Source organism: Actinomycetospora sp. C-140 (assembly GCF_054796175.1).
This window is the reverse complement of record NZ_JBTWNF010000005.1, coordinates 335,419-357,042: the sequence shown is the minus strand read 5'-3', so window position 1 is coordinate 357,042 and position 21,624 is coordinate 335,419. Positions and strand designations below refer to the sequence as shown.

The 21,624-nt window shown below is 75.7% G+C and carries 18 protein-coding genes; 6 read left to right on the top strand and 12 right to left on the bottom strand.

The annotated features are described in order from the left end of the window. Window positions 1-65 precede the first annotated feature (65 nt). On the top strand, window positions 66-1,217 hold the full coding sequence (locus ACR9E3_RS11575) for a lipid II:glycine glycyltransferase FemX (protein ID WP_460380376.1): 1,152 nt from the start codon (window positions 66-68) through the stop codon (window positions 1,215-1,217). On the opposite strand, the gene ACR9E3_RS11570 is transcribed toward ACR9E3_RS11575, so the two are convergent. The 12 genes from ACR9E3_RS11570 to ACR9E3_RS11515 all read right to left on the bottom strand — a co-directional run bounded on the left by ACR9E3_RS11570 (window position 1,205) and on the right by ACR9E3_RS11515 (window position 16,286). After that, on the bottom strand, window positions 1,205-2,251 hold the full coding sequence (locus ACR9E3_RS11570; protein ID WP_460380374.1) for a GNAT family N-acetyltransferase: 1,047 nt from the start codon (window positions 2,249-2,251) through the stop codon (window positions 1,205-1,207). The two genes, ACR9E3_RS11575 and ACR9E3_RS11570, sit on opposite strands and share 13 nt — an antisense overlap. Beyond that, entirely contained in the window at window positions 2,248-4,416 is a 2,169-nt protein-coding gene (locus ACR9E3_RS11565; RefSeq protein ID WP_460380373.1) for a sugar transferase, read from the bottom strand. The genes ACR9E3_RS11570 and ACR9E3_RS11565 overlap by 4 nt, the downstream gene beginning before the upstream one ends. Next, window positions 4,410-6,062, bottom strand: coding sequence for a lipid II flippase MurJ (locus tag ACR9E3_RS11560; RefSeq protein ID WP_460380371.1), 1,653 nt, complete (start codon window positions 6,060-6,062; stop codon window positions 4,410-4,412). The genes ACR9E3_RS11565 and ACR9E3_RS11560 overlap by 7 nt, the downstream gene beginning before the upstream one ends. After that, window positions 6,059-7,204, bottom strand: coding sequence for a YveK family protein (locus ACR9E3_RS11555; RefSeq protein ID WP_460380370.1), 1,146 nt, complete (start codon window positions 7,202-7,204; stop codon window positions 6,059-6,061). The genes ACR9E3_RS11560 and ACR9E3_RS11555 overlap by 4 nt, the downstream gene beginning before the upstream one ends. After that, window positions 7,201-8,340: a DegT/DnrJ/EryC1/StrS family aminotransferase gene (locus ACR9E3_RS11550; RefSeq protein WP_460380368.1), complete on the bottom strand. Its 1,140-nt coding sequence runs from the start codon at window positions 8,338-8,340 to the stop codon at window positions 7,201-7,203. Before ACR9E3_RS11550 ends, ACR9E3_RS11555 begins: the two co-directional genes overlap by 4 nt. Further along, window positions 8,337-9,356 carry a Gfo/Idh/MocA family protein gene (locus tag ACR9E3_RS11545; RefSeq protein WP_460380367.1) on the bottom strand — a complete coding sequence of 340 codons (1,020 nt, stop codon included), beginning with the start codon at window positions 9,354-9,356 and terminating at the stop codon, window positions 8,337-8,339. The genes ACR9E3_RS11550 and ACR9E3_RS11545 overlap by 4 nt, the downstream gene beginning before the upstream one ends. Before the next feature lie 419 nt (window positions 9,357-9,775). Further along, entirely contained in the window at window positions 9,776-11,755 is a 1,980-nt protein-coding gene (locus ACR9E3_RS11540) for an acetate--CoA ligase family protein (RefSeq protein ID WP_460380366.1), read from the bottom strand. Then, the gene (locus tag ACR9E3_RS11535; protein ID WP_460380365.1) at window positions 11,752-12,561 is read right to left on the bottom strand and encodes a hypothetical protein; all 810 of its coding nucleotides are present in this window, start codon (window positions 12,559-12,561) and stop codon (window positions 11,752-11,754) included. The genes ACR9E3_RS11540 and ACR9E3_RS11535 overlap by 4 nt, the downstream gene beginning before the upstream one ends. Further along, entirely contained in the window at window positions 12,558-13,460 is a 903-nt protein-coding gene (locus tag ACR9E3_RS11530; RefSeq protein ID WP_460380364.1) for a CoA transferase subunit A, read from the bottom strand. Before ACR9E3_RS11530 ends, ACR9E3_RS11535 begins: the two co-directional genes overlap by 4 nt. After that, window positions 13,457-14,233: an SDR family NAD(P)-dependent oxidoreductase gene (locus ACR9E3_RS11525; RefSeq protein WP_460380362.1), complete on the bottom strand. Its 777-nt coding sequence runs from the start codon at window positions 14,231-14,233 to the stop codon at window positions 13,457-13,459. Before ACR9E3_RS11525 ends, ACR9E3_RS11530 begins: the two co-directional genes overlap by 4 nt. Next, the gene (locus ACR9E3_RS11520; protein WP_460380361.1) at window positions 14,230-14,949 is read right to left on the bottom strand and encodes an SDR family NAD(P)-dependent oxidoreductase; all 720 of its coding nucleotides are present in this window, start codon (window positions 14,947-14,949) and stop codon (window positions 14,230-14,232) included. Before ACR9E3_RS11520 ends, ACR9E3_RS11525 begins: the two co-directional genes overlap by 4 nt. Beyond that, window positions 14,946-16,286, bottom strand: coding sequence for an FAD-dependent oxidoreductase (locus tag ACR9E3_RS11515; RefSeq protein WP_460380360.1), 1,341 nt, complete (start codon window positions 16,284-16,286; stop codon window positions 14,946-14,948). The genes ACR9E3_RS11520 and ACR9E3_RS11515 overlap by 4 nt, the downstream gene beginning before the upstream one ends. Window positions 16,287-16,407: 121 nt before the next feature. On the opposite strand from ACR9E3_RS11515, the gene ACR9E3_RS11510 reads away from it, so the two are divergent. From ACR9E3_RS11510 to ACR9E3_RS11490, 5 genes are all read left to right on the top strand, one after another. Continuing rightward, a complete protein-coding gene (locus tag ACR9E3_RS11510; RefSeq protein WP_460380359.1) occupies window positions 16,408-17,166 on the top strand; it encodes a phosphosulfolactate synthase in 759 nt (252 codons plus the stop codon). Then, window positions 17,163-18,029 (top strand): XcbA family protein, encoded by an 867-nt coding sequence (locus ACR9E3_RS11505; RefSeq protein WP_460380357.1) that lies wholly within the window; start codon window positions 17,163-17,165, stop codon window positions 18,027-18,029. The genes ACR9E3_RS11510 and ACR9E3_RS11505 overlap by 4 nt, the downstream gene beginning before the upstream one ends. A 7-nt stretch (window positions 18,030-18,036) precedes the next feature. After that, on the top strand, window positions 18,037-19,374 hold the full coding sequence (gene xcbD, locus ACR9E3_RS11500; RefSeq protein WP_460380356.1) for a 3-sulfopropionylcysteine synthase XcbD: 1,338 nt from the start codon (window positions 18,037-18,039) through the stop codon (window positions 19,372-19,374). Beyond that, window positions 19,371-20,339: a 1-aminocyclopropane-1-carboxylate deaminase/D-cysteine desulfhydrase gene (locus tag ACR9E3_RS11495; protein ID WP_460380355.1), complete on the top strand. Its 969-nt coding sequence runs from the start codon at window positions 19,371-19,373 to the stop codon at window positions 20,337-20,339. Before xcbD ends, ACR9E3_RS11495 begins: the two co-directional genes overlap by 4 nt. A 132-nt stretch (window positions 20,340-20,471) precedes the next feature. Next, window positions 20,472-21,578: a cobalamin-independent methionine synthase II family protein gene (locus ACR9E3_RS11490; protein WP_460380354.1), complete on the top strand. Its 1,107-nt coding sequence runs from the start codon at window positions 20,472-20,474 to the stop codon at window positions 21,576-21,578. The last annotated feature ends 46 nt before the right edge of the window (window positions 21,579-21,624 follow it).

The window sequence follows — 21,624 nt, the reverse complement described above, 5'->3', positions numbered from 1 at the left end:
CTCTCGTCGGCGACCGGCCGGTCCGGCCCCTGGGTCCTGCCGCTCTTCTTTGCGACGCTGGCGGGGTGAACCGCCACGTCGCCGTCGAGGCGCCCACCGCGCCGACGGCGGAGGTCCGCGCCGCCTGGGACGCGCTCGTCGTCGCGACGCCCGGCAGCGACGTGAACCAGCTCGGCGCGTGGGCCCGGGTGCGGGCGACGCTCGGCTACCGCTCCCGGCTGCTGCTCGCCCGCCAGGACGGCCGGATCGTCGGCGGGGCGCAGGTGCTGCTGCGCCCGGTCGGCCCGGCGGCGCTCGCCTACGTGCCCTCCGGCCCGGTCGTGGCCCGGGACGCCCCCGACCGCGTGGCGACGGTGACCGCCCTCGCGGCGGCCCTCGACCGCTTCGCCGGGCCGCTCCGGCCGCTGTTCGTGCAGCCGCCGGACGACGGCGAGGAGACGAGCCGGGCCCTGCTGGGGCGCGGGTTCCGGCCGTCGGACGCCGGGATCTCCCCGGCCGGCACGCTGCGCCTCGACCTCGCCGCCGACGAGGAGACGCTGCGCGCGGGGCTGGGCCGCCGGCTGCGGTACTGGACGAACAAGTGGCCCGAGCGCGGCGTGACCGTGCGGCGCGGCGACGCCGCGGACGTCCCGCTGCTGGCCGCGCTGATGGCCCGCACCGCCGAGCACCAGGGCTACGACCCGCTGCCCACGGCCTACGTCGAGGCGTTCCACCGGGAGCTCGCCCCCGACCACGCCGTGCTCTTCGTCGGCGAGGTGGACGGACGCCCGGTCGCCGCGGACCTGCTCACCGGGTGCGGCGGCGTGATCAAGGGCCGGCTCGGCGGGTTCGACCGCTCCGGCGAGGCCGGCAAGCTCAGCGTCCCCGGGGCGATGCGCTGGGCGGAGATCCGGTGGGCCCGGGAGCAGGGCTACCGCTGGTTCGACTTCGGCGGCATCGACACCGGGATGCTCGACGACCTGCTCGCGGGGCGGACCGACGACCCGGAGCGCTGGCCCGGAGGCGACCGCGCGAAGCTGTCGTTCGGCGGGGTCCCGTACGCCTACCCGCCCGCCGTCGAGCGCATCGTCCCGGCGCCGGTGCGGCTGGCCTACGACACGGTGCGCCGCCACCCGCGCGGGCGGGCGGCGGTGCGGGCGCTCGCCGAGCGGCTGCGCGGGGCGCGCCCCCGTCGTACGGTCCCCGGTCCCCATGACGCCGCCGCTCAACAGAAGTAGCGGTAGAGGTCGCGGCCGGCGCGGGCGCTGACCTCGTCGGGCACGGCCGGGTCGGTGAGCAGCGCGGTCGCGGCGGCGAGGATGGCGTCGACCCCCGCGGAGTCCGGGCGCGGGCCGAGCCGCACCGTCACCACCGAGCCCTCGACGTCGGCCCACTTGCGCTTGAACGCGACGAGCCCGGGCTGGTCGAGGTCGCTGACACCCCAGTCCACCCGGCGCAGGCCGCGGGCGTGCGCGTGCTCGAGGCCCGCCCAGAACAGGGCGTCGTTGGGCCGGACGTCGAGCCGGTCGTCCAGCGAGGCCCCGAACTTGTAGTACAGGACGCCGTCCCACTCGCAGAACAACGCGCCGCCGACGGTCCGGTCCTCGTGCTCGGCGAGCAGCGTCACCACGCCGCCGCGGCCGGAGAACTCGCGCCAGATCGCGTCGAACAGTGCCGCCGGCGGCGCGAGCATCCCGTAGCGGCGCTTGCGGCGGGCCACGTGCAGGCGGTGGAACGTGCGCACGCCCTCGGGCCCGGTGTCGGCCCGGACGGTGACGCCCCGGCGGGCGGCCGCCCGGACGTTGCGCCGCGCCGTGCCCGAGAGCCGCGCCCACACGTCCTGCGCCGCGCCCGTGACCGTCGTGGCGTGCCAGGCGGCGCGGCCGGTGACCACCCGGCCGGGGACCGCGAGCAGCCCGGTCGGCTCCAGGGCCCGCAGCGTCCACGGCGTGCCCGGCGGCCGGTCGGCGAGCAGCACGTCGAGGTCCTCGTCGGCGCCGGCCACCGGGTCCGCCCGGTCGCCGAACGGCAGGCTCACCCGGCGCGGGCCGCGCGCGTCGTCGACGTCGACGTGCGCGATCCCCGCCCGCGGCGTGCCGTCGGAGGCGACGAGGACGCGGGCGCGCGGCGTGAACCCGTAGGTCCCGGCGACCGCCCGGATCCACGGGGGCGAGGTGAACAACGACCCCCGGCCGCCTCCCACGAGGTCGTCCCACCGCGGGTCGGTGCCCGGATCGAGGACGACGGGGGCGCGGACCCCGGTGGCCGTCACCGCGCACCGTCCCGGCGGACCAGCGCGGGCACGGTGCGGGCGAGGATGACGAGGTCGCCGCGGACGCCCTGGCGGCGCCGCGCCTGCACGTAGGTGGCGTCGAGCTCGAGCATCTCCAGCGTGCCCATGGTGCTGCGGCCCTCGACCTGCCAGAGCCCGGTCAGGCCGGGGCGGACCGCGAACCGGCTGGCGTAGTCCGCCGGGAACAGCGGGGCCTCCCACTCGAGGCAGGGCCGCGGTCCGACGAGGCTCATCTCGCCGCGCAGGACGTTGATCAGCTGGGGGAGCTCGTCGAGGCTGGTCCGGCGCAGGAAGGAGCCGATCCGGGTGACGCGGGCGTCGCCGGCCAGCTTCGTGCTGCCGTCGATCGCGGTGTCCTCGCCGCGCAGCTCGGCGGCCACGAGCGCCCGCAGCGCCTCGTCGGAGCCGCCCAGGTACATCGTGCGGAACTTGAGCAGCACGAACGAGCGCCGGTCGACGCCGACCCGCCGCTGGTGCAGCAGCGCGGGACCGGGGCTGTCGAGGCGCACGACGGCGGCCACGACGAGCATCGGGAGCGCGAGGAGCACCAGGCCGACCAGGGCGCCGGCGACGTCGAGCGTGCGCCGGACCGCGGCCTCGGCCCGGCCGCCCGGGGTGTCACCGGCGTGCGGCAGCGGTCCGCCCGCGGTCACGGCGCTCGGCGGGCCCCAGCCGCCCGGTGGCGCCCCGGTGACCGGGGGGCCCGGGTCCGGCCGGGCGAGCGCGAGGGTCCGGTGCCCGACGACGAGGGCCAGCAGGACGAACAGCAGGTCGCCGCTGCCGCGCAGGGTCAGGTGCGGGTCGAGGACCGTCGAGACCAGCAGGGTCCACCAGGCGACGCGCAGCGCCTCGGCGACCGCCCCGCGCGGACCGGGGCCTGCGGCGCCGTCCCGGGCGGTGCGCAGCACGGCGACGCCGAACCACAGGAACCCGAGCAGCAGCGGCACGCCGCCGACCCAGAGGAACTCGAGGTAGCCGCTCTCCAGGTACACGACGTCGCGCCACGTCTCCTGGGCCGGCAGCACCGAGCTCGGCCCGATCCCGAGCAGGAAGCGGAACCCGCCCAGCACGGGCAGGTAGTAGTGGGTCAGGTTGTCCCAGCGGGTCGCCCAGCTCACGGGGATGCCCGCGGTGGTGACGTCCTGCAGGCGGCTCACCACCACCGGGATCGCGAGCAGCGCCACCAGCACCGGCACCATCCACAGCCGCGCCGCCCGCCGCCGCAGGTCGGGGAACCGGACGAGGATCGCGACCCCGGCGATCAGCGCCGTCAGCCACGCCGTGAACTGCGCGCTGGCCAGGATCCCGACCACCAGCAGCCCGCCCGCGACGAGGCGCTCGCGGCGCCCGAGCAGGCCGCGCATCCCACAGCAGACCAGCACGACGAGCGCGAGCACGAGGTAGTCGCCGGTGGACAGCGGCGAGCCGAGGGTGGTGGTGCCGCGCTCGGCGAGGTCGTCGGGGGCGTCGGTGGCCGACATCCAGAACGTCGACAGCAGCGAGAGCACCGGGGACACCGCGAGCACCTGCAGCACCGCGATCACCGCGACCACCGCCGCCGGCCACACCACGAGGCGCAGCAGCCGCACCACCTCGGCGTCGGTGCGCACGGTGAGCCGGACGAGGAGGTAGAGAGCCACGAGCTTCGGCAGCGGCAGGATGGCCGCGAGGTCGCCGCCCGTCGGGGTCAGGCCGCGCAGCATCATCCAGCAGACCGGCCAGAGCGTGTAGAGCCCGAGGAAGATCGCCAACGGTCCGTCGACGGGATGCGGGGCGGGCAGGGTCACCGACCCGTCGCGCAGCCAGCGGTGGGTCCACCCGAGCAGCGCGCCGAGCACCACCAGCACGAGCACCGCCTCGTTGGGGCGGATCAGCGGCAGCAGCGCCCCGCGCTCGATGCCGGCGAGGAACGGCAGGGTGGCGACGTAGACGAAGGTGCCCGCCACCGGGCGCGCGCAGCTCAGGGCGACCAGGGCCAGCGCGACCGCCACCGCGGCGAGCCCGACCAGGACCGCGGGCGTGCCCTGGGCCAGCGGGGCCGCGACCGCCGAGCCCACGATCGCGACGGCGACCGCCGTGACCACCGGGACGAGCGCCCCGCCGCCCACGGGCCGCGCCGGGCCGCGGGCCGCCCCGGTCAGCACGGCGCACCCCGGCGGGTGCGGGCGATCACCGTCGCCACCCGGGCGGTGCCCGCGAAGCAGCCGACAGCCACGACGGAGGCGACGGTGACCGCGGCGATCGCCGCGAACCCGCCCGGGGGCACGGTCGCGAGCACCTCCCGGCCGCCCCACAGCGCGGGCGCCATCGCCGCCGTCGCCACCAGGACCACGCCGACCGCGCGCCCGTCGACCAGGGGCTCGGGACGGATCTCGCGCCGGAGCCGGGTCAGGACGACCACCGACGCCACCACGTCGCGGGCCACCACGGCGCCGCAGAGCAGCGCGAGGCGGACCACGGCGTCCGAGGTCAGCAACGAGGCGCCCGCGACGACCGCGACGGCGACGAACCCGAGGTCGCTCGCCCGCCCGGCCGTCGCGGTGTCGAGCCGGGCGAACAGGGCCTGCCGGGCGATCTCGTAGGTCGAGCCGAAGAGCTGGGAGATCCCGATGACGGCGATGCAGACCGCCAGCGCCGCCACGACCGCGGCCGAGCGCAGCTCGCCCACCGCGAGGATCGCGGCCAGGGTCGCCGCGAAGGTCACCATGAGCGCGGCGGCCGGCACGCTGACCCACGACGAGTAGGTCAGCCCGCGGCGCCACCCGGCGGCGAAGTCGGCGTCCCGGCGCGCCTCGGCCGCCGCGGACAGCGTGGGGAGCACGGCCGCGGTCACGGCCCGCGCGCCGAGCGCCGTCGGCACGGCGCCCAGGCTGTAGGCCAGCCAGAACACCGAGACCCCGCCGGGCACGGTGCCGGCCACGGCGATCAGCCCGAACACGCCCGCCGCCGGCAGCGCGGCCACGCGGACCGAGCGCCGCAGGCGCACCGCGACCGCCATGACCTCGGGGTCGTCCCGCCATCCCCGGCGCGGGCGGATCGGCGCCCCGGCCGCGCGGGCGCCGGCGACCTGGATCGCGGCGTGGATCGCGACGGCCAGCGTGCTCCCGCCGCCGAGCAGCAGCACCACCGCCGGCGACGCGGTGTCGATCTCCACCCCGGCCCCGTGGACCAGCACCACGACGCCCACGACCGCCATCAGCACGACGTTCTCGACCGCCGGCGCGGCGGCGGGCAGGGCGAACCGTCGTCGCGACTGCTGGGCGGCCGCCCCGAGGTAGGCCAGCGCGTAGAGCACGACCTGCGGGGCCACGAGGACGATGAGCACCACCGTGACCAGCCAGGCGCGGCCCCGCTCGCCGGGGAGGTCGACGCCCGCGGTCAGCACCCACGCGGCGACCGGCGCCACCAGCACCAGCAGGCCCGCGACGGCCGCCGACACCACCGTGAGCAGCCCGGCGACGCCGCCGAGCAGGTCGCGCGACCGTGGTCCCCCGGCGCCGTCCGGTGTCCGCGCGCGCACCGCCGCGGGCACGACGACGAGCGCGAGCACCGGCCCGGCGACGACCTCGTAGGTCAGGTTGGGCACCTGGTTCGCCGACTGGAACAGGTTGGCGAAGTACGTCGGCCCGAGCGCGGCCCCGACCACGACCACCCGCAGCAGCCCGGTGACGCGGCTGACGACCGTCCAGCCGGCCGTCGTGAGCGAGCCCCGGGCGGTGCCGTCGTCGCCGCCCTCCCCTCTCCCGCGGTGCGGGGTCCCGTCCCGCGCCCGCGCGGGCCGCACGGTCACCGGGACCGGGCAGCGCGGTGCCGGCGACGGGCCAGCACCGCGACCGTCACGATGGCGACGATCAGACCGGCGACGGCGCCGGTGGCTGCCCCGAACCACGGCCGCGGGCTGACCTGCCCCACGGGGAAGGCCGGGACCACGAGGCGGGCCGTCGGCTGCGCGATCTGCACGAGGTTGACCTGGTCGAGCTGCTGGGCGAGCTGGCTCTGGCGCAGCGACACCGCGGGCAGCTGCGCCAGGGACGCGGGCGTGTTCGCGGTCTGCAGGGCGTTGATCTGGCCCGCGACGACGTTCAGCTGGTCCTGGAGGAACCGGGCCTGGTCGGCCACGGGCTGGGACGCGGCGCTGACCTGCAGGTACTGCGTGCTCACCGCGGCCGCGATCCGGACCGCGAGGTCCTGGGACGGGTCGCGGACGTCGACGGTGAGGAGCTCGCTGCCGTCGGCCAGCGTCACCGTCATCTTCCGCTGCAGGTCCTCGGCGGTCAGGCCGAACTGCCCGGCCACCGGCGCGGTCACGGCGTTGCTCGACATGAGGAGCTGCTGGGTGGTCAGGTTGCGGTCCTCGCGCAGGAAGCCCGTGGGCTGGTCCTGCGAGATGACGTAGAGCACCGTCGCGCGCCCGAGGTACTGCGCGGGCCACAGGAACGAGGCCCCGAACCCGACCAGGGCACCGAGCACGACGATCACGAGGCCGATCACGCCCAGCCGGCGCACGTCGCGGCCCCGCAGCACCCCGTCCGGGGCGTCGCCGGCGCGGGTCGCGGCCGCGCCGTCCCGGCTGCCGACGCCGTCGGCGCCGCCGGACCCGCCGGGGGCGCCGGAGCCGGCGGGTCCCGGTGGTGACCCCGTCAGCAGCGACCCGCCGCCCTCCGCCGCGCCGCCGGGCTCGTCGGTCCGTTCGGTGCGTTCGGCCCGTTCGGCCCGTTCGGTGCCCTCGGTCCGGTCGGACAGCTCGGTCGTCGCGGCGTCGTCGTCGAGCGGATGGGACCGGTCGTCCGTGCCGGACTCGGTCGAGGTCCGCGCGCCCGGCACGGACGGTCGGCCCGCCGGGCCCGGGTCCGGGCGCCAGGCCGGGGCCGCGAAGCGGCGCACCGACACCGTCGGCCTGCTCGAGCCCTCCTTCGGGTCCTCGGAGGTCATGACACGCTCCTCACCACATCGCACACGCGCTCGACACGGTCCTCGCCGAGGGTCGGCGAGCAGGGCAACGACAGGATCCGGTCGGCTGCCTCCTCGGCCACGGGCAGCCGCGGGGGCGTGCCGGTGGATCCGGCGAACGCCGGCTGGAGATGGCAGGGGACGCGGTAGTGCACGCCCCACCCGACGCCGGCCGCGGTGAGCGCGGCGATCAGGGCGGGCCGGTCGGGGGTCCGGACGACGGCGAGGTGCACGACCGGTTCGACCCGCGGGTCGACGTCGACCGGCCGGCACGACGCGGGCAGGCGCTCCCGGTAGTGCGCCAGGACGTCGCGCCGGGCGGCGTTCTCGGCGTCGAGCGAGCCCAGGCGCACCGAGAGCAGCGCGGCCTGGAGCGTGTCGAGGCGGCTGTTGCGCCCGACGTGGTCGTGGTGGTCGCGGTCGCCGCGGCGACGGCCGTGGTCGGCGAGGCCGCGGACCCGCTCGGCGAGGTCGCCGTCGTCGGTGAGGACCGCGCCGCCGTCGCCGAGCGCCCCGAGGTTCTTGCCCGGGTAGAAGCTGAACGCCGCCGCCCGCCCGAGGCTCCCGGTGCGGCGCCCGTCGTAGCGGGCGCCGTGCGCCTGGGCGGCGTCCTCGACGAGGGCCAGCCCGTGCCGGTCGGCGAGGGCGGCGAGCGGCTCCATCGGCGCGACGGCGCCGAAGAGGTGCACCGCGATGATCGCGGCGGTCGACGGCCCGATCGCGGCCGCGGTCGCGTCGGGGTCGAGGAGCAGGGTGTCCGGGTCGACGTCGACGAACCGCGGCGTCGCCCCCGCCGCGCAGACGCCCTCGGCGGTCGCGACGAACGTGTTGGCCGGGACGATCACCTCGTCGCCCGGGCCGATCCCGAGGCCGCGCACGATCAGCTCGAGCGCATCGGTGCCGTTGCCGACGCCGACGGCGTGGCGCGCGCCGCAGTAGGCCGCGAACTCGCGCTCGAAGCGGGCGACCTCCGGCCCGCCCACGTACTGGCCGTGCGCCAGCACCGCGCGCCAGGCGTCGTCGAGGGAGGGGCGCCTGGCGGCGTGGACGGCCCGCAGGTCGAGGAAGGGCACCGGCACGTCGTCCGTGGGACCCGCGGTGCGGTCGATCAGCGTCACGACGCGGTCCGCATCGGTCGGTGCACCGGCACGGTGGGCTCCACGGCGGCCTCGTCGGTGGCGGCGAGCACCCGCACCACGTCCAGGCCGCGCTCGCCCGGCGTGTCCGGACGGCTCCCGGTCCGCAGGCACTCCACGAAATGGCTGTCCTGCACCGTGAGCGGTTCGCAGAACTGCACGTAGGGCGAGACGATGTCGCCCGTGCGGTAGGAGACGGGCATGGCGTGGAGGTCGTCGGATTCGAGCACGTCGACCCCGATGTCGTAGACCCGGATGCGCTCGTTGTCCGAGAGATCGTTGTAGACCGCCATCTTGCGTTCTCCCACGACGGTCACCCGGCGCACCTTGCGGGGATCCAGCCAGCTCACGTGCGTGTACGCGTGGACGTCACTGTTCTCGAAGGTCATCTGCAGATAGGCGACGTCCGAGTAGCGGCGGCCGACGCAGCCCTGGGCCCAGACCGCGGTGCGGGCCGGGATCTCGTCGAGCAGATACGAGATGATCGAGATGTCGTGCGGCGCCAGATCCCAGATGACGTTGCAGTCGCTCTGGTACCGGCCCAGATCGAGGCGGGCGGTGTCGACGTAGAGGATGCGTCCGAGCTCGCCGGAGTCGACGATCTCCTTGAGCTTCCAGACCGCCGCGTTGTACTCGAAGGTGTGGCCGGCCATGAGGCACACGCCGCGCGCCGCCGCGCGCTCGACCATCAGCTCGGCGTCCGCCACCGTCGTGGCGAGCGGCTTCTCCACCAGCACGCCCTTGCCGGCCTCGATCGCACGCAGCGACAGCGCGCTGTGCGCCCCCGGCGGGGCGGCGATCACGACCGCGTCCAGTTCGGGCAGCGCCGCCCCGAGCTCCTGTTCCACCCGGACGGCCGGGTGCACGCGCCGGGCCTCGACCAGGCGGTCGGGATTCGCATCGATCACGGTGACGACGACGCCGGGCAGGCTGCTGAGCACGCGCACGTGCTTCGAGCCCCAATAGCCGTAACCCACTACTCCGATACGCTCAACCATTCATTCCCCCCAGCTGCCGCTCCTCGCGGAATCCTCCGCGGAACGGTGCTGTGGCCGTTCCGGGTTTCCCGTCCGTGCTGCCCCGTTGCCCACCTCTTCCCGGGTCGACGATCACGGTCGCGAATGGCGACCGTGATTCGATGATGCTGCCCCTGGACCGAAGACGCATGTCGTGGCTGTCCGGTTGGTCACCGGTCGACGACGGTCACGTCTAATTCCGGTCACAACGAGATCAGCATTCCCGATCAGCAACCGGACGGCCACAGATCAGCATGCCAGCGCCTTGCTCGCGGGCGGAAGACATCGATTTCCGGGGACGCCGGCGGATCTCCGGACGGTCGTTCGGCGGCCGTTCTCGGTCGTTTCCAGAACAGCGCGGACGTTTCTCGTCCATTCCCGGGAAAGGATGCCCCGACGGTTCAGGTCACCTTCCAGTCCACGGCGACCGCCGCGGACGGGGTCGCGAGGACCGGGTTGAGGTCGATCCCGGTGACGTCGCCGGCCGCGGCCAGGGCGTCGCCGGCGCCCACGACGACGTCCGCGAGGGCGTCGAGGTCGACGGGGTCGGCCCCGCGCGCGCCGGTGAGCAGCGCCGAGCCCCGGAGCCGGCCCAGGAGCGCGCGGGCGTCGGCGCGGTCGAGGGGGGCGAGGGCGAAGGCGACGTCGGCGAGGACCTCGATCCAGATGCCGCCCAGGCCGACCATCACGACCGGCCCGAACACCGGGTCGCGCAGCGCGCCGACCGCGACCTCGACGCCGGCGAGCAGCGGCTGCACGAGCACCGGGCCGTGGGGGAGGAGCTCGACGGCCGCCGCGCGCACCTCCTCGGCGCTCCCGAGCCCGACCCGCACGCCGCCCAGCTCGGTGCGGTGCGCGGCCTCGGCGATCTTCACGACCGCGGGGAGGGACGTCGCCGCCGCGACCGCCGCGTCCGGCGTGGCGCAGGTGGTCGACGAGGCCGTCGGCACCCCGAAGCGCGCCAGGAACGTCGCGGCCGCGTCGGGATCCAGCGGCGGGGGCGCGGCGACGGGCTCGACCGCGCGCACGGCCGGCGGCGGCCGCTCGCGCGAGCGCGCCCACCGCTGTGCGTGCCCGAGCGCGCGGGCGGTGCGGGCGGGCCAGTCGAAGCAGGGGACGCCGCTCTCCTGGAGCAGGTCGGCGTTCGGCCGGGCGTCGCGCGGCGCGACCCAGCACACGGCGACCGGCACGTCGACACCGTCGGCGCGCAGCCCCGCCACCGCGTCCCGCAGGCCCTCGGCCGTCGCCGCGTCCATCGCCGCGCGCTGCAGCAGCACGGGCACCACCACGTCGACCTCGCCGCTGCGGGCGAGGATGTCGGTGATCGCCGGGTAGAGCTCGGCGAACCGCGACCACACCGGCGTCACGTCGACCGGGTTCACCGGGCTCGCGAAGGCCGGCAGCATCGCGCGGATCGTCTCCTGCAGCGGCGCCGACAGGGCCGGGACGACGAGCCCTTCGTCGGCGAGCAGGTCGCACAGCTCGACACCCACGCCGCCCGAGTTCGTGATCACCGCGACCCGGTTCCCCGCCGGCCGAGGCTGCCCGTCGAGCGCGCGGGCGACGTCGAGCAGCTCCTGGCCCGAGGACACCTCGACGACGCCGGCCTGGGCGAACACGCCGCGCCACACGTTCTCCGACGAGGCCAGCGCCGCCGTGTGCGACGCGGCCGCGCGGGCGCCCGCGGCCGACCGGCCGGTCTTGGCGACGATCACCGGCTTCTCGCGGCCCGTGCGCCGGGCCGTCGCGACGAACGCGCGCCCGTCGGCCAGGGACTCGAGCAGGAAGCACAGCGTGCGGGTCGCCGGGTCGGCGGACAGCTCGGCGAGCAGCTCGGCGATGGTGACGTCGCAGGTGTTGCCCGGCGCGAGGATCTTCGCGAAGCGCGTGCGCTCGTCGACGGCCAGCGTCCGGATCGCCATCCCGTACGCCCCGGACTGGCTGACCAGCGAGATCCCGCCGCCCCCGTTCGGCAGGCCGGTGGCCATCGACGCGTTCAGCGGCAGGTCGCAGTTCTGGATGCCGAAGCAGTTCGGGCCGACGACGCGCACGGCGCCGGCGTGCGCGACGAGCCGAGCCTGCAGGTCGGCGCCGTCGGGGCCGACCTCGGCGAACCCGCCGGAGAGCACGACCATCGCCGCGACGCCCTTGGCCGCCGCGTCCGCCGCGACCTCGGGCACCGCCGGCGCGGGCACCGAGACCACCGCGAGGTCGATCTCCCCGTCGACGTCGCGCAGCGACTCGCCGCCGCGGACGGGGACGACCTCGCCCGGGAAGTCGGCGAGGTTCGTCGCCAGCACGTGGCCGAGCGATCCGGCGCGGTCGGAGTACCCGACCACGGCCACCCGCCGCGGGCTGAACAGGGCGTCGAGGAGCTTCACGGGAACGCCCGCGCGAGCTCGGCGTCGGCGAACTCCGAGCGTCGCACCCCCAGCGGGTCGACGGCGCGCAGCGCGGCGAGCTCGGCGTCGGAGGGCGGGGCGAGCAGGGCGAGCTCGCCGAGGTCCTGACGGACGTCGAAGCCCGTGGCGCCCTCGACGTCGGCCAGCTCCACGTCCGGCCACAGCCCGCGCAGCACCGCGTGCCCGTCGTCGCCGTAGCTGAACGCGCCCAGTTCCGTGACCAGCCACTCCGGGCCGCCACCGGCGTAGCCCAGCTCGGCCCGCGTGCCCTCGCGCGTGCGGTGGCCGATGTCGGTGAGGAAGTCGAGGTCGGCGACGAGCGTGCGCCCGGAGCGGTGCCGCGTCGTCCAGACCGTCAGCGTCCCGATGCTCGCCGAGATGTTGCCGCCGCCGCCCCCGCCGCCGAGCTTGATCTTCGGGTGCGGCCACGGGCCGATGCCGGTGACGTTCGTGCTGCCGTAGGCGTCGATCTGCCCGCCGGACAGGAACATCCGGTCGACCGCGCCCCGGCACGCCGCGTCGAAGAACTCCTCGAACCGCATCCGGTAGACCGCGTCGCGGTGCAGCGCGAGGTCGTTGCTCGTCGGCGGCACGAACACCGGCACCGGGTCCACGGCGTAGGTCGCCCCCTCGACGAGCAGCGAGTCCGGGGCGTGGGTGCGCTTGGCGACGTGCATGGCGACCTGCGCGCACGGGCTCGCGAAGCCGTGGAAGACGACCTCGCGGTCCGCGATCGTCCGGGCCAGGGCGACCACGAACCACTCGTCGAAGGTCCAGGTCGTCACCGGAACAGCTCCCGCCAGTCCGCCTCCGACTCCGACCACGCGGTGAGCCGCACCGGGTCGACCTCCTCGCGGTAGGCCTCCTCGCCGACGCGGACGTAGAGGTCGAGGTACTTCTCGATCTCGTCGGCCGCCGCGAGCGCGAGGTACTCGGCGAGGTGCGCGCGGTCGTACGCGTAGCCCGGGTAGCAGGACGACGGGTGGGCGCCGTAGGGCACCTCGGCGACGGCGGCGACGACGTGGCCGGGCACCGTCACCCCGGCCGCGGCGACCTCCGCGGTCGGCGCGAGCCGGTCGACCGTGGCCACGACCCGCGCCGACGCGTGGGCGAAGCGCTCGTCGAGCACGTAGGGCTGGTCGAGGTGCAGGTTGCCCGCGGCGTCGCCCAGCGGGGCGTGGAGCAGCGCGACGTCGGGGCGCAGCGGGGGCACGACGACGAGCACCTCGCCGGTGAACGGGCAGGTCGCCCGTGCGTACTCGGGGTGCAGGCCCTCGATGTCGGTGCCCTTGATCCCGCGCACCGGCATGAACGGCACGCCGGCCTCGGCGGCGCGCAGCTGCGCGAGGACCGTCGCGCAGCAGCTCTCCCGGACCGTGATCGCGCCGGAGGCCGCCGCCCGCCGGTAGGCGGGCGCGAGGCCGAGGTCCTGCTCGAACCCGACGTAGCTCTCCTCGCACACCGCGACCGCGCCGGCGGCCACCAGCAGGTCGACGTCGATGCTGTGCGCCGACCCGACGACGTGCAGGCCGCGCCGGTCCTGGCGCAGCAGCTCGCGCACGAGCGCCATCGGCAGCCGGGCGCAGAGCCCGCCGCCGAGCGCGACCATCGCCCCGTCACCGACCAGCGCCGCGGCGTCGGCGAGCGTGGCGCGCTTGTCGCCGCCGAGGTGGAAGGTGGTCATACGGCCGTCATCCCCCCGTCCGAGGTGACCACGGCGCCGGTCATGAACGACGCCTCGTCGCTGGCGAGGAAGCACGCGACCGCGGCGATGTCCTCGGCGGTCCCGAGCCGGCCCAGGGGGTACTTCGGCACGGTCGCGGCGACGCCGGCCTCGACGTCGCCCTCGCCGCGGGTGCGGAACAGCGGCTCGGTCATCGGGGTGTGGCAGGTGCCCGGGCAGATCGCGTTGACGCGGATGCCGCGCGGGGCGAGGTCGGCGGCCATGGCGCGGGTCAGCGCGACGATCGCCCCCTTCGCCGCGCTGTACGCCGCGAGGTGCGCGACGCCGACGAGCGCGGCGACCGAGCCCTGGTTGACGATCGACCCGCCCTCGCCCATGTGCTCGCCGGCGGCGCGGGAGACGAGGTAGGTGCCCTTCGCGTGCACCGCGAGCACGCGGTCCCAGCGCTGCTCGTCGGTCTCGGCGACCGAGCCGAGCTCCATGATCCCGGCGTTGTTGTAGACCACGTCGAGCCGGCCGAACTCGTGCGCCGCGAGGTCGACGGCCGTGTCGACCTCGGTCGCGCTCGCGACGTCCGCGGCCAGGGCGAGCGCGTGGTCCTCGTGCTCCTTCTCGATCATCATCGTGGTCAGCGCGGCGAGCTCGGGGCGGATGTCGAGCACCGCCACCGACGCGCCCTCGTCGGCGAACCGCAGCGCCGCGGCCTGCCCGATGCCCGACCCGGCGCCGGTCACGAGCACGACCTTCCCCTCGAAGCGACCTGACGAGCTCATCGCACCGTCCACCCTCCGTCGACCACCAGCGCGTGACCGGTCATGTAGCCCATGCGGCCCGAGGCGAGGACCGCGATCGCGTCGGCGACGTCCTCGGGCTCGGCGACGCGCCCGATCGGGATGTTCGCCTCGACCGCCGCCGCGAGCTCCGGGACGTCGAGGCGCCACTGCGTCATCGGGGTGCGCACGAACCCGGGGCACACGGCGTTGGAGCGGATGCCCGTGCCGGCGTAGTCGAGCGCGATCGACCGCGCGAGCATCAGCGCGCCGCCCTTCGACGCGGTGTAGGCGTGGCGGCCGGGGAACGCGACGAGGCCGGCGGCCGAGGCGACGGTGACGACGTGGCCGGACTCCTGCGCGAGCATCGTCGGCAGCGCGGCGCGGCTGCACAGGAAGGGCCCGCGGACGTTGACGGCGAGGACGCGGTCGAAGTCCTCCACGGGCGTCTCGTGGCACACGGTCGCGGCGGGCCCGCCCGTGATCCCGGCGTTGTTGACGAGCACGTCGATCCGCCCGTGCTCGGCCACGATCGCCGCGAACGCCGCGTCGACGGCGCCGGCGTCGCTGACGTCGACGACCCGCGCGGATCCGCCGTCGCCGGGGTCCACCGCCGCGACGTCGAGGTCGAGCACCGCGAGCGTGAACCCTTCGGCCCGCAGCGCCGTGCAGGTCGCCCTCCCGATGCCGGACGCGCCGCCGGTGACGACGGCGATCACCGGGTCGCCAGACTCGATGGTCCGGCTACGCTCCGCTGCGCGTCCCGGAGATCGCGCTGCGCCGCCTGCGCCACCGCCAGCACCGGGTCGTACACCGGCGCGTAGGGCGGCGCGTAGGACAGGTCGAGGTCGGCGAGGTCGTCGACCGACAGCTCCGCGTGCAGCGCCGCCGCGATCACGTCGATGCGCTTCGCGGCGCCCTCGACACCGACCATCTGCGCCCCGAGCAGCCGTCCGCCCGGCTCGTGCACCAGCCGCACGTGCACCGGCCGGACCCCCGGGTAGTACTTCGCGCGGCTGCGGCTCACGACGTCCTGCGCCCGCGCGGGGACCCCGGCGGCCTGGGCCTCGGCGAGCGTCAGGCCGGTGCGCGCCACCTCGAGGTCGAACACCTTGACCACCGCGGTGCCGACGACGCCCGCGAACCGGGCGTCACCGCCGGCCGCGACCGTCCCGGCGACCCGGCCGGTCTTGTTCGCCGTCGGCCCCAGCGGGACGAAGGCGGGGGCCCGGAGGACGCGGTGGTAGGGGGCGATGCAGTCACCCGCGGCCAGCACGCCGGGCAGCGAGGTGCGCATCCGGTCGTCCACGAGCAGCGCCCCGCCGGGCCCGGTGTGCGCCCCCGCGTCCGCGGCGACGCCGGCGGCGGGGCGCACGCCGGTGCACACCACGACGACGTCGAAGGACAGCTCCGCGGCGAGGGCGAGGGCGTCGGTGTCGAGGCGGAGATCGGCCCGCTCCCGGACGTGCTCCTCGACCACCGCGGCCGCCTCGGCATCGAGGGTCGTCGGCAGCACCCGTCCCAGCCGCTCGGCGACGGTGACGGCGACGCCGCGGTGCACGAGCGCCTCGGCCGTCTCCAGCCCGATGTAGCTGGCGCCGATCACCAGCGCGCGCCGGACCGTCCCGGTGTCGAGCAGCGCCCGCAGGGCCACGAGGTCCTCGACCGTGCGCACCGCGAACGACGGCCGGCCGCCGAGGTCGGGCAGACCCACGGCCGCCGGGGCGCCGCCGGTGGCGACGACGGCGGCGGTGTAGTCGAGCGGCCCGTCCGCGGTGTCCACGACGCGGGCCGCGGCGTCGAGCCCGCGCACGGTGACCCCGGTGCGGAGGTCGAGGCCGCGGCGCTCGCGGAAGTACGCCACGGGGTAGGCGACGAGGTCCTCGGGGCGCGGGACGAGGCCCGCGAGGTGGTAGGGCAGGCCGCAGAGGCCGGCCGCGGCCCAGCCGGTCGCCTCGAGGACGACGATCTCGAGATCCGGGTCGACGCGCCGCGCCGCGGAGGCGGCGGACATCCCGGCGGCGCCCCCGCCGAGGACCACCAGACGCCCGGTCACGGCGGCGACGCTACGGTCGCCCGCGTGAGCGCGGGCACATCCCGCGGGACCGAAGACTCGGCGGCTCTTGGTCCTCGCGGGACGAGGCCCGCGACGCTGCGTCGCTCGTAGATTCCCCCTGGTGTGGGATCGTCCCGACTTCCTGCGGCTCCCGCTCCGCACCGCGAAGCCGCGTACCTCGGGGATCACCCACGTCCTCGACAAGGGTGCCTCGGCCGCGTCCGTGGACGGCCTGCTGGCCGCCGCCGCCGACCTCGTCGACGTCGTCAAGATCGGGTGGGGGATCGGGTACCTCGACCGGTCGCTCAAGCAGCGGGTGGCGGCCTACCAGCGCGCCGGGGTGATCGTCTGCCTCGGCGGCACGCTCACCGAGATCGCGGTGGCCCAGGGCGAGCTGGACGCGCTGCGGCGCTGGGCCGCGGCCGAGGACATCGACGCCCTGGAGGTGTCCAACGGCCTCGGCTGGATGGCGCCCGGGCAGCAGCGGGCGCTCGTCGCCGAGCTGTCCGCCGACTTCGTCGTGCTCGCCGAGGCGGGCGTCAAGGACGCCGCGGTGCCGGTCGCGGCGGCGGAGTGGGCCGACGAGATGACCGCCGGGCTCGCCGCCGGGGCGACATGGGTGGTGGCCGAGGGCCGCGAGTCGGGCACCGTCGGGCTATACGACCCCGACGGCGCGGTCCGCGCCCCGCTCGTCGAGGAGATCGCCGGGACGGTGCCCGTCGAGCGGGTGATCTTCGAGGCGCCGACGAAGGCCCAGCAGGCGTGGTTCGTGCGGCGCTTCGGCGCCGACGTGAACCTCGGCAACGTCGCCCCCGACGACGTCCTCGCCGTCGAGACCCTGCGCCTCGGGCTGCGGGCGGACACGGCGGTGCGGCCGTGATCCCCGAGGCTCCCGGCAACCTGCGTTCCCACCCGTACCGCGGCCTCTCGGTGCAGGAGGTCGACGTCCCGCTGACGACCGACGCGATCACCGGGCACCTGCTCGGCCGCGAGGTCTACCGGCGCACCGAGTTCCTCGCGCTGCGCCACGGCGGGGCGACGTCGCTGGTGGAGGTGCGCAAGCGATCTCTCGAGCCCTTGTTCTCGCCGGTCACCGAGGTCCGCGTGCACTCCGGGCCCGACGACACCGCCTGGGTCGAGGCGCCGGACGTCGACGTGGGCAACGCGACGGCGCTGGCCGGCGCGGCCGTCGCGGGCGCGCGGACGACCGTGGTGCTCGGGCGCTTCGAGCACGTCAACTTCATCCACCGACCGACGCCGGTGGCGGTGCGCGTCACCGAGGTCGTGCCGCCGGAGCCGCCCAAGCTGTTCGACCAGGCCCGCCAGGCCGTCGCCTTCGACGAGGACCTGCCGCCGGTGGACCTCGTGCTGGACGCGATCCGGGTGGAGGACCTGGTCGCCGCCCACCCCGCGGACCACTACCTGCTGCCCTGCCGCGGGTCGGGCGCGGACCTCGGCGGTGCGGCGGTGGCGTACCTCGACACCCGCCCGGCCGACCGCGGCGACTGGCTCATGATCGGCTGCGAGCGCTCGCTGCAGTTCCACGAGCACTTCTACGGCGACGACCCGCCGCGCGTGGACCTGTGCCCCCGGCAGCGGCACCGGTCCGGGCGGGACGCGCTGACCCTGACGAAGTGCTGCCTGCTCGAGCGCGGCCTCGAGCTCGACGACCGCGCCGCCGTCGTGCCGTGGGGCGCCACCCTCGACGAGGTCCGCGAGGGCCTGCGGAAACTCCTCCTCTAGCGATCCGATGTCCACCCACCTCGCCGACTCCGAGATCTACGGCCACCTCTGGACCACGCCCGAGCTGCACGAGCAGCTCGACGACACCGGCCGGACGCGCGCGTGGCTCGCGATCCTCGCCGCGCTCGCGGCCGCGCAGGCCGAGGTCGGGCTGGTGCCGCCCGAGGCCGCCGAGGACATCGCCGCGCACGCGCGGGTCTCCGAGCTCGACCTCGCCGAGATCGGGGCGGGCACCCGGCGCTCCGGGCACTCGACGCACGGGCTCATCGCGGCCCTGCGCACCGTGCTGCCGGCACGGGCCCGCGAGTGGGTCTACTACGGCGCGACCGTCCAGGACGTCAGCGACACCTGGTTCGCGATGGTCGTGCGCGCGACCGGCGACGTCGTCGCCCGCGACGTCGCCCGCGTGCGCGACGCCGCGGTCTCGCTCGCGCGCCGGCACCGCGACACGGTGATGTGCGGGCGGACGCACGCCCAGCCCGGGCTGCCGGTGACGTTCGGGTTCAAGGCCGCGGTGTGGGCCGACGAGCTCGACCGCCACCTCGAGCGCCTGGCGCAGGCCCGCCCGCGCCTCGAGGTCGTGCAGCTCGGGGGCGCCCTGGGGACGGGGGAGTTCTTCGGCGACGCGTACCTGCCGCTGCTCGACGCGTTCGCGCGCCGGCTCGGGCTCGGCGTCCCCGACCTGCCGTGGATCACCGCCCGTGACCGCGTCGCGGAGTTCGTCGGCCTGCTCGCGATGGTCACCGGGACCCTGGCCAAGATCGGCAACGAGATCGTCGAGCTGCAGCGCCCCGAGATCGGCGAGGTCGGCGAGCCCGTCGTCGCCGGCACGGTCGGCAGCATCACCATGCCGCACAAGCGCAATCCCGAGCTCTCCGAGCACCTCGACACCCTCGCCCGCCTCGTGCGCGCCGACGCCGCGGTGGCGCTGGAGGGCCTGGTCGCCCTGCACGAGCGCGACGGGCGCGGCTGGAAGGCCGAGTGGATCGCGCTGCCGGAGGCCTGCCAGCTCACCGGGGTCGCGCTGCGCTTCGCGGCGACGCTGCTGGAGGGCCTGACCGTCGACGCGGCGCGGATGCGGGCGAACCTCGACTCGCACGGAGGCGCGATGACCTCCGAACCGCTCATGGCCGCGGTCGCCGCGAAGCTCGGCAAGCACACCGCGCACGACGCCGTGTACGCCGCCGCGATGGCCGCCCGGGACGCCGGCGAGGACCTCGGCGACCGCCTCGTCGCCGAGGGTCTGCTCGACGCCGCCGAGGTCGCCTCCGCCCGCGACCCGCACCGCGCGCTGGGCGCGGCCACCGCCTTCGTCGACCGGATCGTCGCCCGGCACCCGCCGTGACCGGCCTGCTCGGGCAGCCGCGCGTGCACCTCGCGACGCTGCCGACGCCGCTGCAGCCCGCGCCCCGGCTCTCCGCGGCGGCCGGCGTGGAGATCTGGCTCAAGCGCGACGACCTCACCGGCCTCGGTCTCGGGGGCAACAAGGTCCGGGGCCTGGAGTTCCTCGTCGCCGACGCTCTCGCCCGGCGCTGCGACCACCTCGTCACCGGCGGCGGGCCCGGCTCGAACTGGGCGATGCTCGCCGCGCTCGCGGCCCGCGTCCACGGGCTCGGCGCGACGCTCGTCTGCTACGGCGACCCCGTCCCCCCGGTCGGCAACACGGCGCTGGCGGCGCTGGTCGGGACGACGGTCCGGTTCACCGGCGATCCCGACCGGTCCTCGGTCGACACCGGCGTCGAGACGGTGGCGCACGAGCTGCGCGCCCTCGGGCGGCACCCCTACGTGCTCGGCCGCGGCGGCGCGACGCCGGTGGGCGCGCTCGGCTACGTCCACGCGAGCGTCGAGCTCGCCGGCCAGCTCGCCGCGGTCGGGGTGGGGCCGCGCGGCATCTGGCTGGCGACCGGTTCGTGCGGCACCCAGGCCGGCCTGCACGCCGGGGCGCACTGGCAGGGCCTCGGCCCCGTCACCGGCGTGACCGTCAGCCGGCCGGTGGCGGAGTGCGTGGAGCGGGTCACGGCGCTGTCCGCGAAGGCCGCCGAGCGCATCGGGGTGCCCCCGCCGGCGACCGCGCCGACGGTCCTCGGCGGGCACCTCGGCCCGGGCTACGGGCACCGGTCGGCCGAGGGGGAGGCGGCCGCGGCGCTCGTCGCGCGCACCGAGGGCGTGTTCCTCGACCCGGTGTTCGCCGCCAAGGCCATGGCCGGCCTGCTCGGCGCTGCGGCGCGCGGTGACGTCGCGGGCCCGGTGGTGTTCGTCGTCAGCGGCGGGGCGCCGACGCTGTTCACGACGCCGCCGGTCGTGTCCTGAGCGGTCCTGAGCGGTCCTGACGGGACGAGTCCGACGTCCCGGCAGGACAGGGTTCCCGCCGCACCGCGGGTGCCGTGGGACCGTCGACCCGACCTGTGATCCACGACACACGGGACCCCGGGAGGTCCACCCATGCGCGTCGGCGACCGCGACATCCTGATCCCGACCTCGATGGTCGGCAACTACCCCAACCCGCGGTGGTGGGACGCCGGGCCGGTCCGGTCGTGGACCGGCGACCAGGAGCCCCCGGACTCGTTCAACCAGGAGTCCTTCCAGGACGCGATGGCCGCGATGGTCGCCGACCAGGAGCTGGCCGGCCTCGACATCGTCACCGACGGCCGCCTGCACGGCGACAACTACGCCGACCAGGCGCTGTACTACTACTACCGCCGGCTCGGCTACGACCTCAAAGGCGGCTTCCTGGGTTTCCCGATCTACAGCCGGCTCCACGCGGGTACGGCGCACGAGGAGATCCGCCGGCGCGGCGCGATCATGGTCGAGCAGGCGCGGGCGCTGAAGCGCGCGACCCGCAAGGCCACCAAGGTCCAGTACACCGGCATCCAGGTGCTGGCGCAGGCCACCAACGACCTGCACTACTCCGAACCCCGCGAGCGGGCGATGGCGATCGCGGCGGCGATCAACGAGGACCTCCTCGAGGTCGACGCGATGGGCGTCGACTTCATCCAGCTCGACGAGTTCACCTGGCCGTACTTCTACGAGGAGTGGGCCATCGACGCGTTCAACCGTGCCGTGCAGGGCGTGCAGCACGCCAAGATCATCTGCCACGTCTGCTGGGGGAACTGGGGCGGCACCCCGGCCTACATGCCCGACGACACCGCTGAGGCCGGCGAGATCTTCGACCTCACGCAGCGCCGCGGCGCGGAGCCGTCGGCGACGGCGTCGGTGGTGCCGAAGTCGTACGAGGCGAACATCGACATCCTGAACCTCGAGAGCTGCGGGCGGCGCTCGGACGACCTGTCCGGCCTCGACGTCATGAAGAACCACCCGTTGCCGGAGAACATGATGTTCTGGGCCGGGGTGATCGACGTGAAGTCGACGATCACCGAGACCGCCGAGCAGGTGGCCGACCGCATCCACCGCCTGCTCGAGTACATCCCGGCCGACCGCCTCGGCGTGACCACCGACTGCGGCTTGATCCTGCTCCAGCGCTACATCGCGATCGACAAGCTCCACGCCCTCGTCGCGGGCACCGAGATCGTCCGGAAGTCCCTGGGCTGAGCAACCGGGGTTGTCAGCGAAGTGCCGTCACGGACGCTGAGCGTCC

Coding starts and splice junctions, on each gene's coding strand:
- ACR9E3_RS11490 (WP_460380354.1), top strand. CDS start 20,472: ATGCGCGTCGGCGACCGCGACATCCTGATCCCGACCTCGATGGTCGGC.
- ACR9E3_RS11545 (WP_460380367.1), bottom strand. CDS start 9,356: ATGGTTGAGCGTATCGGAGTAGTGGGTTACGGCTATTGGGGCTCGAAG.
- ACR9E3_RS11530 (WP_460380364.1), bottom strand. CDS start 13,460: ATGACCACCTTCCACCTCGGCGGCGACAAGCGCGCCACGCTCGCCGAC.
- ACR9E3_RS11525 (WP_460380362.1), bottom strand. CDS start 14,233: ATGAGCTCGTCAGGTCGCTTCGAGGGGAAGGTCGTGCTCGTGACCGGC.
- ACR9E3_RS11555 (WP_460380370.1), bottom strand. CDS start 7,204: ATGACCTCCGAGGACCCGAAGGAGGGCTCGAGCAGGCCGACGGTGTCG.
- xcbD (WP_460380356.1), top strand. CDS start 18,037: ATGTCCACCCACCTCGCCGACTCCGAGATCTACGGCCACCTCTGGACC.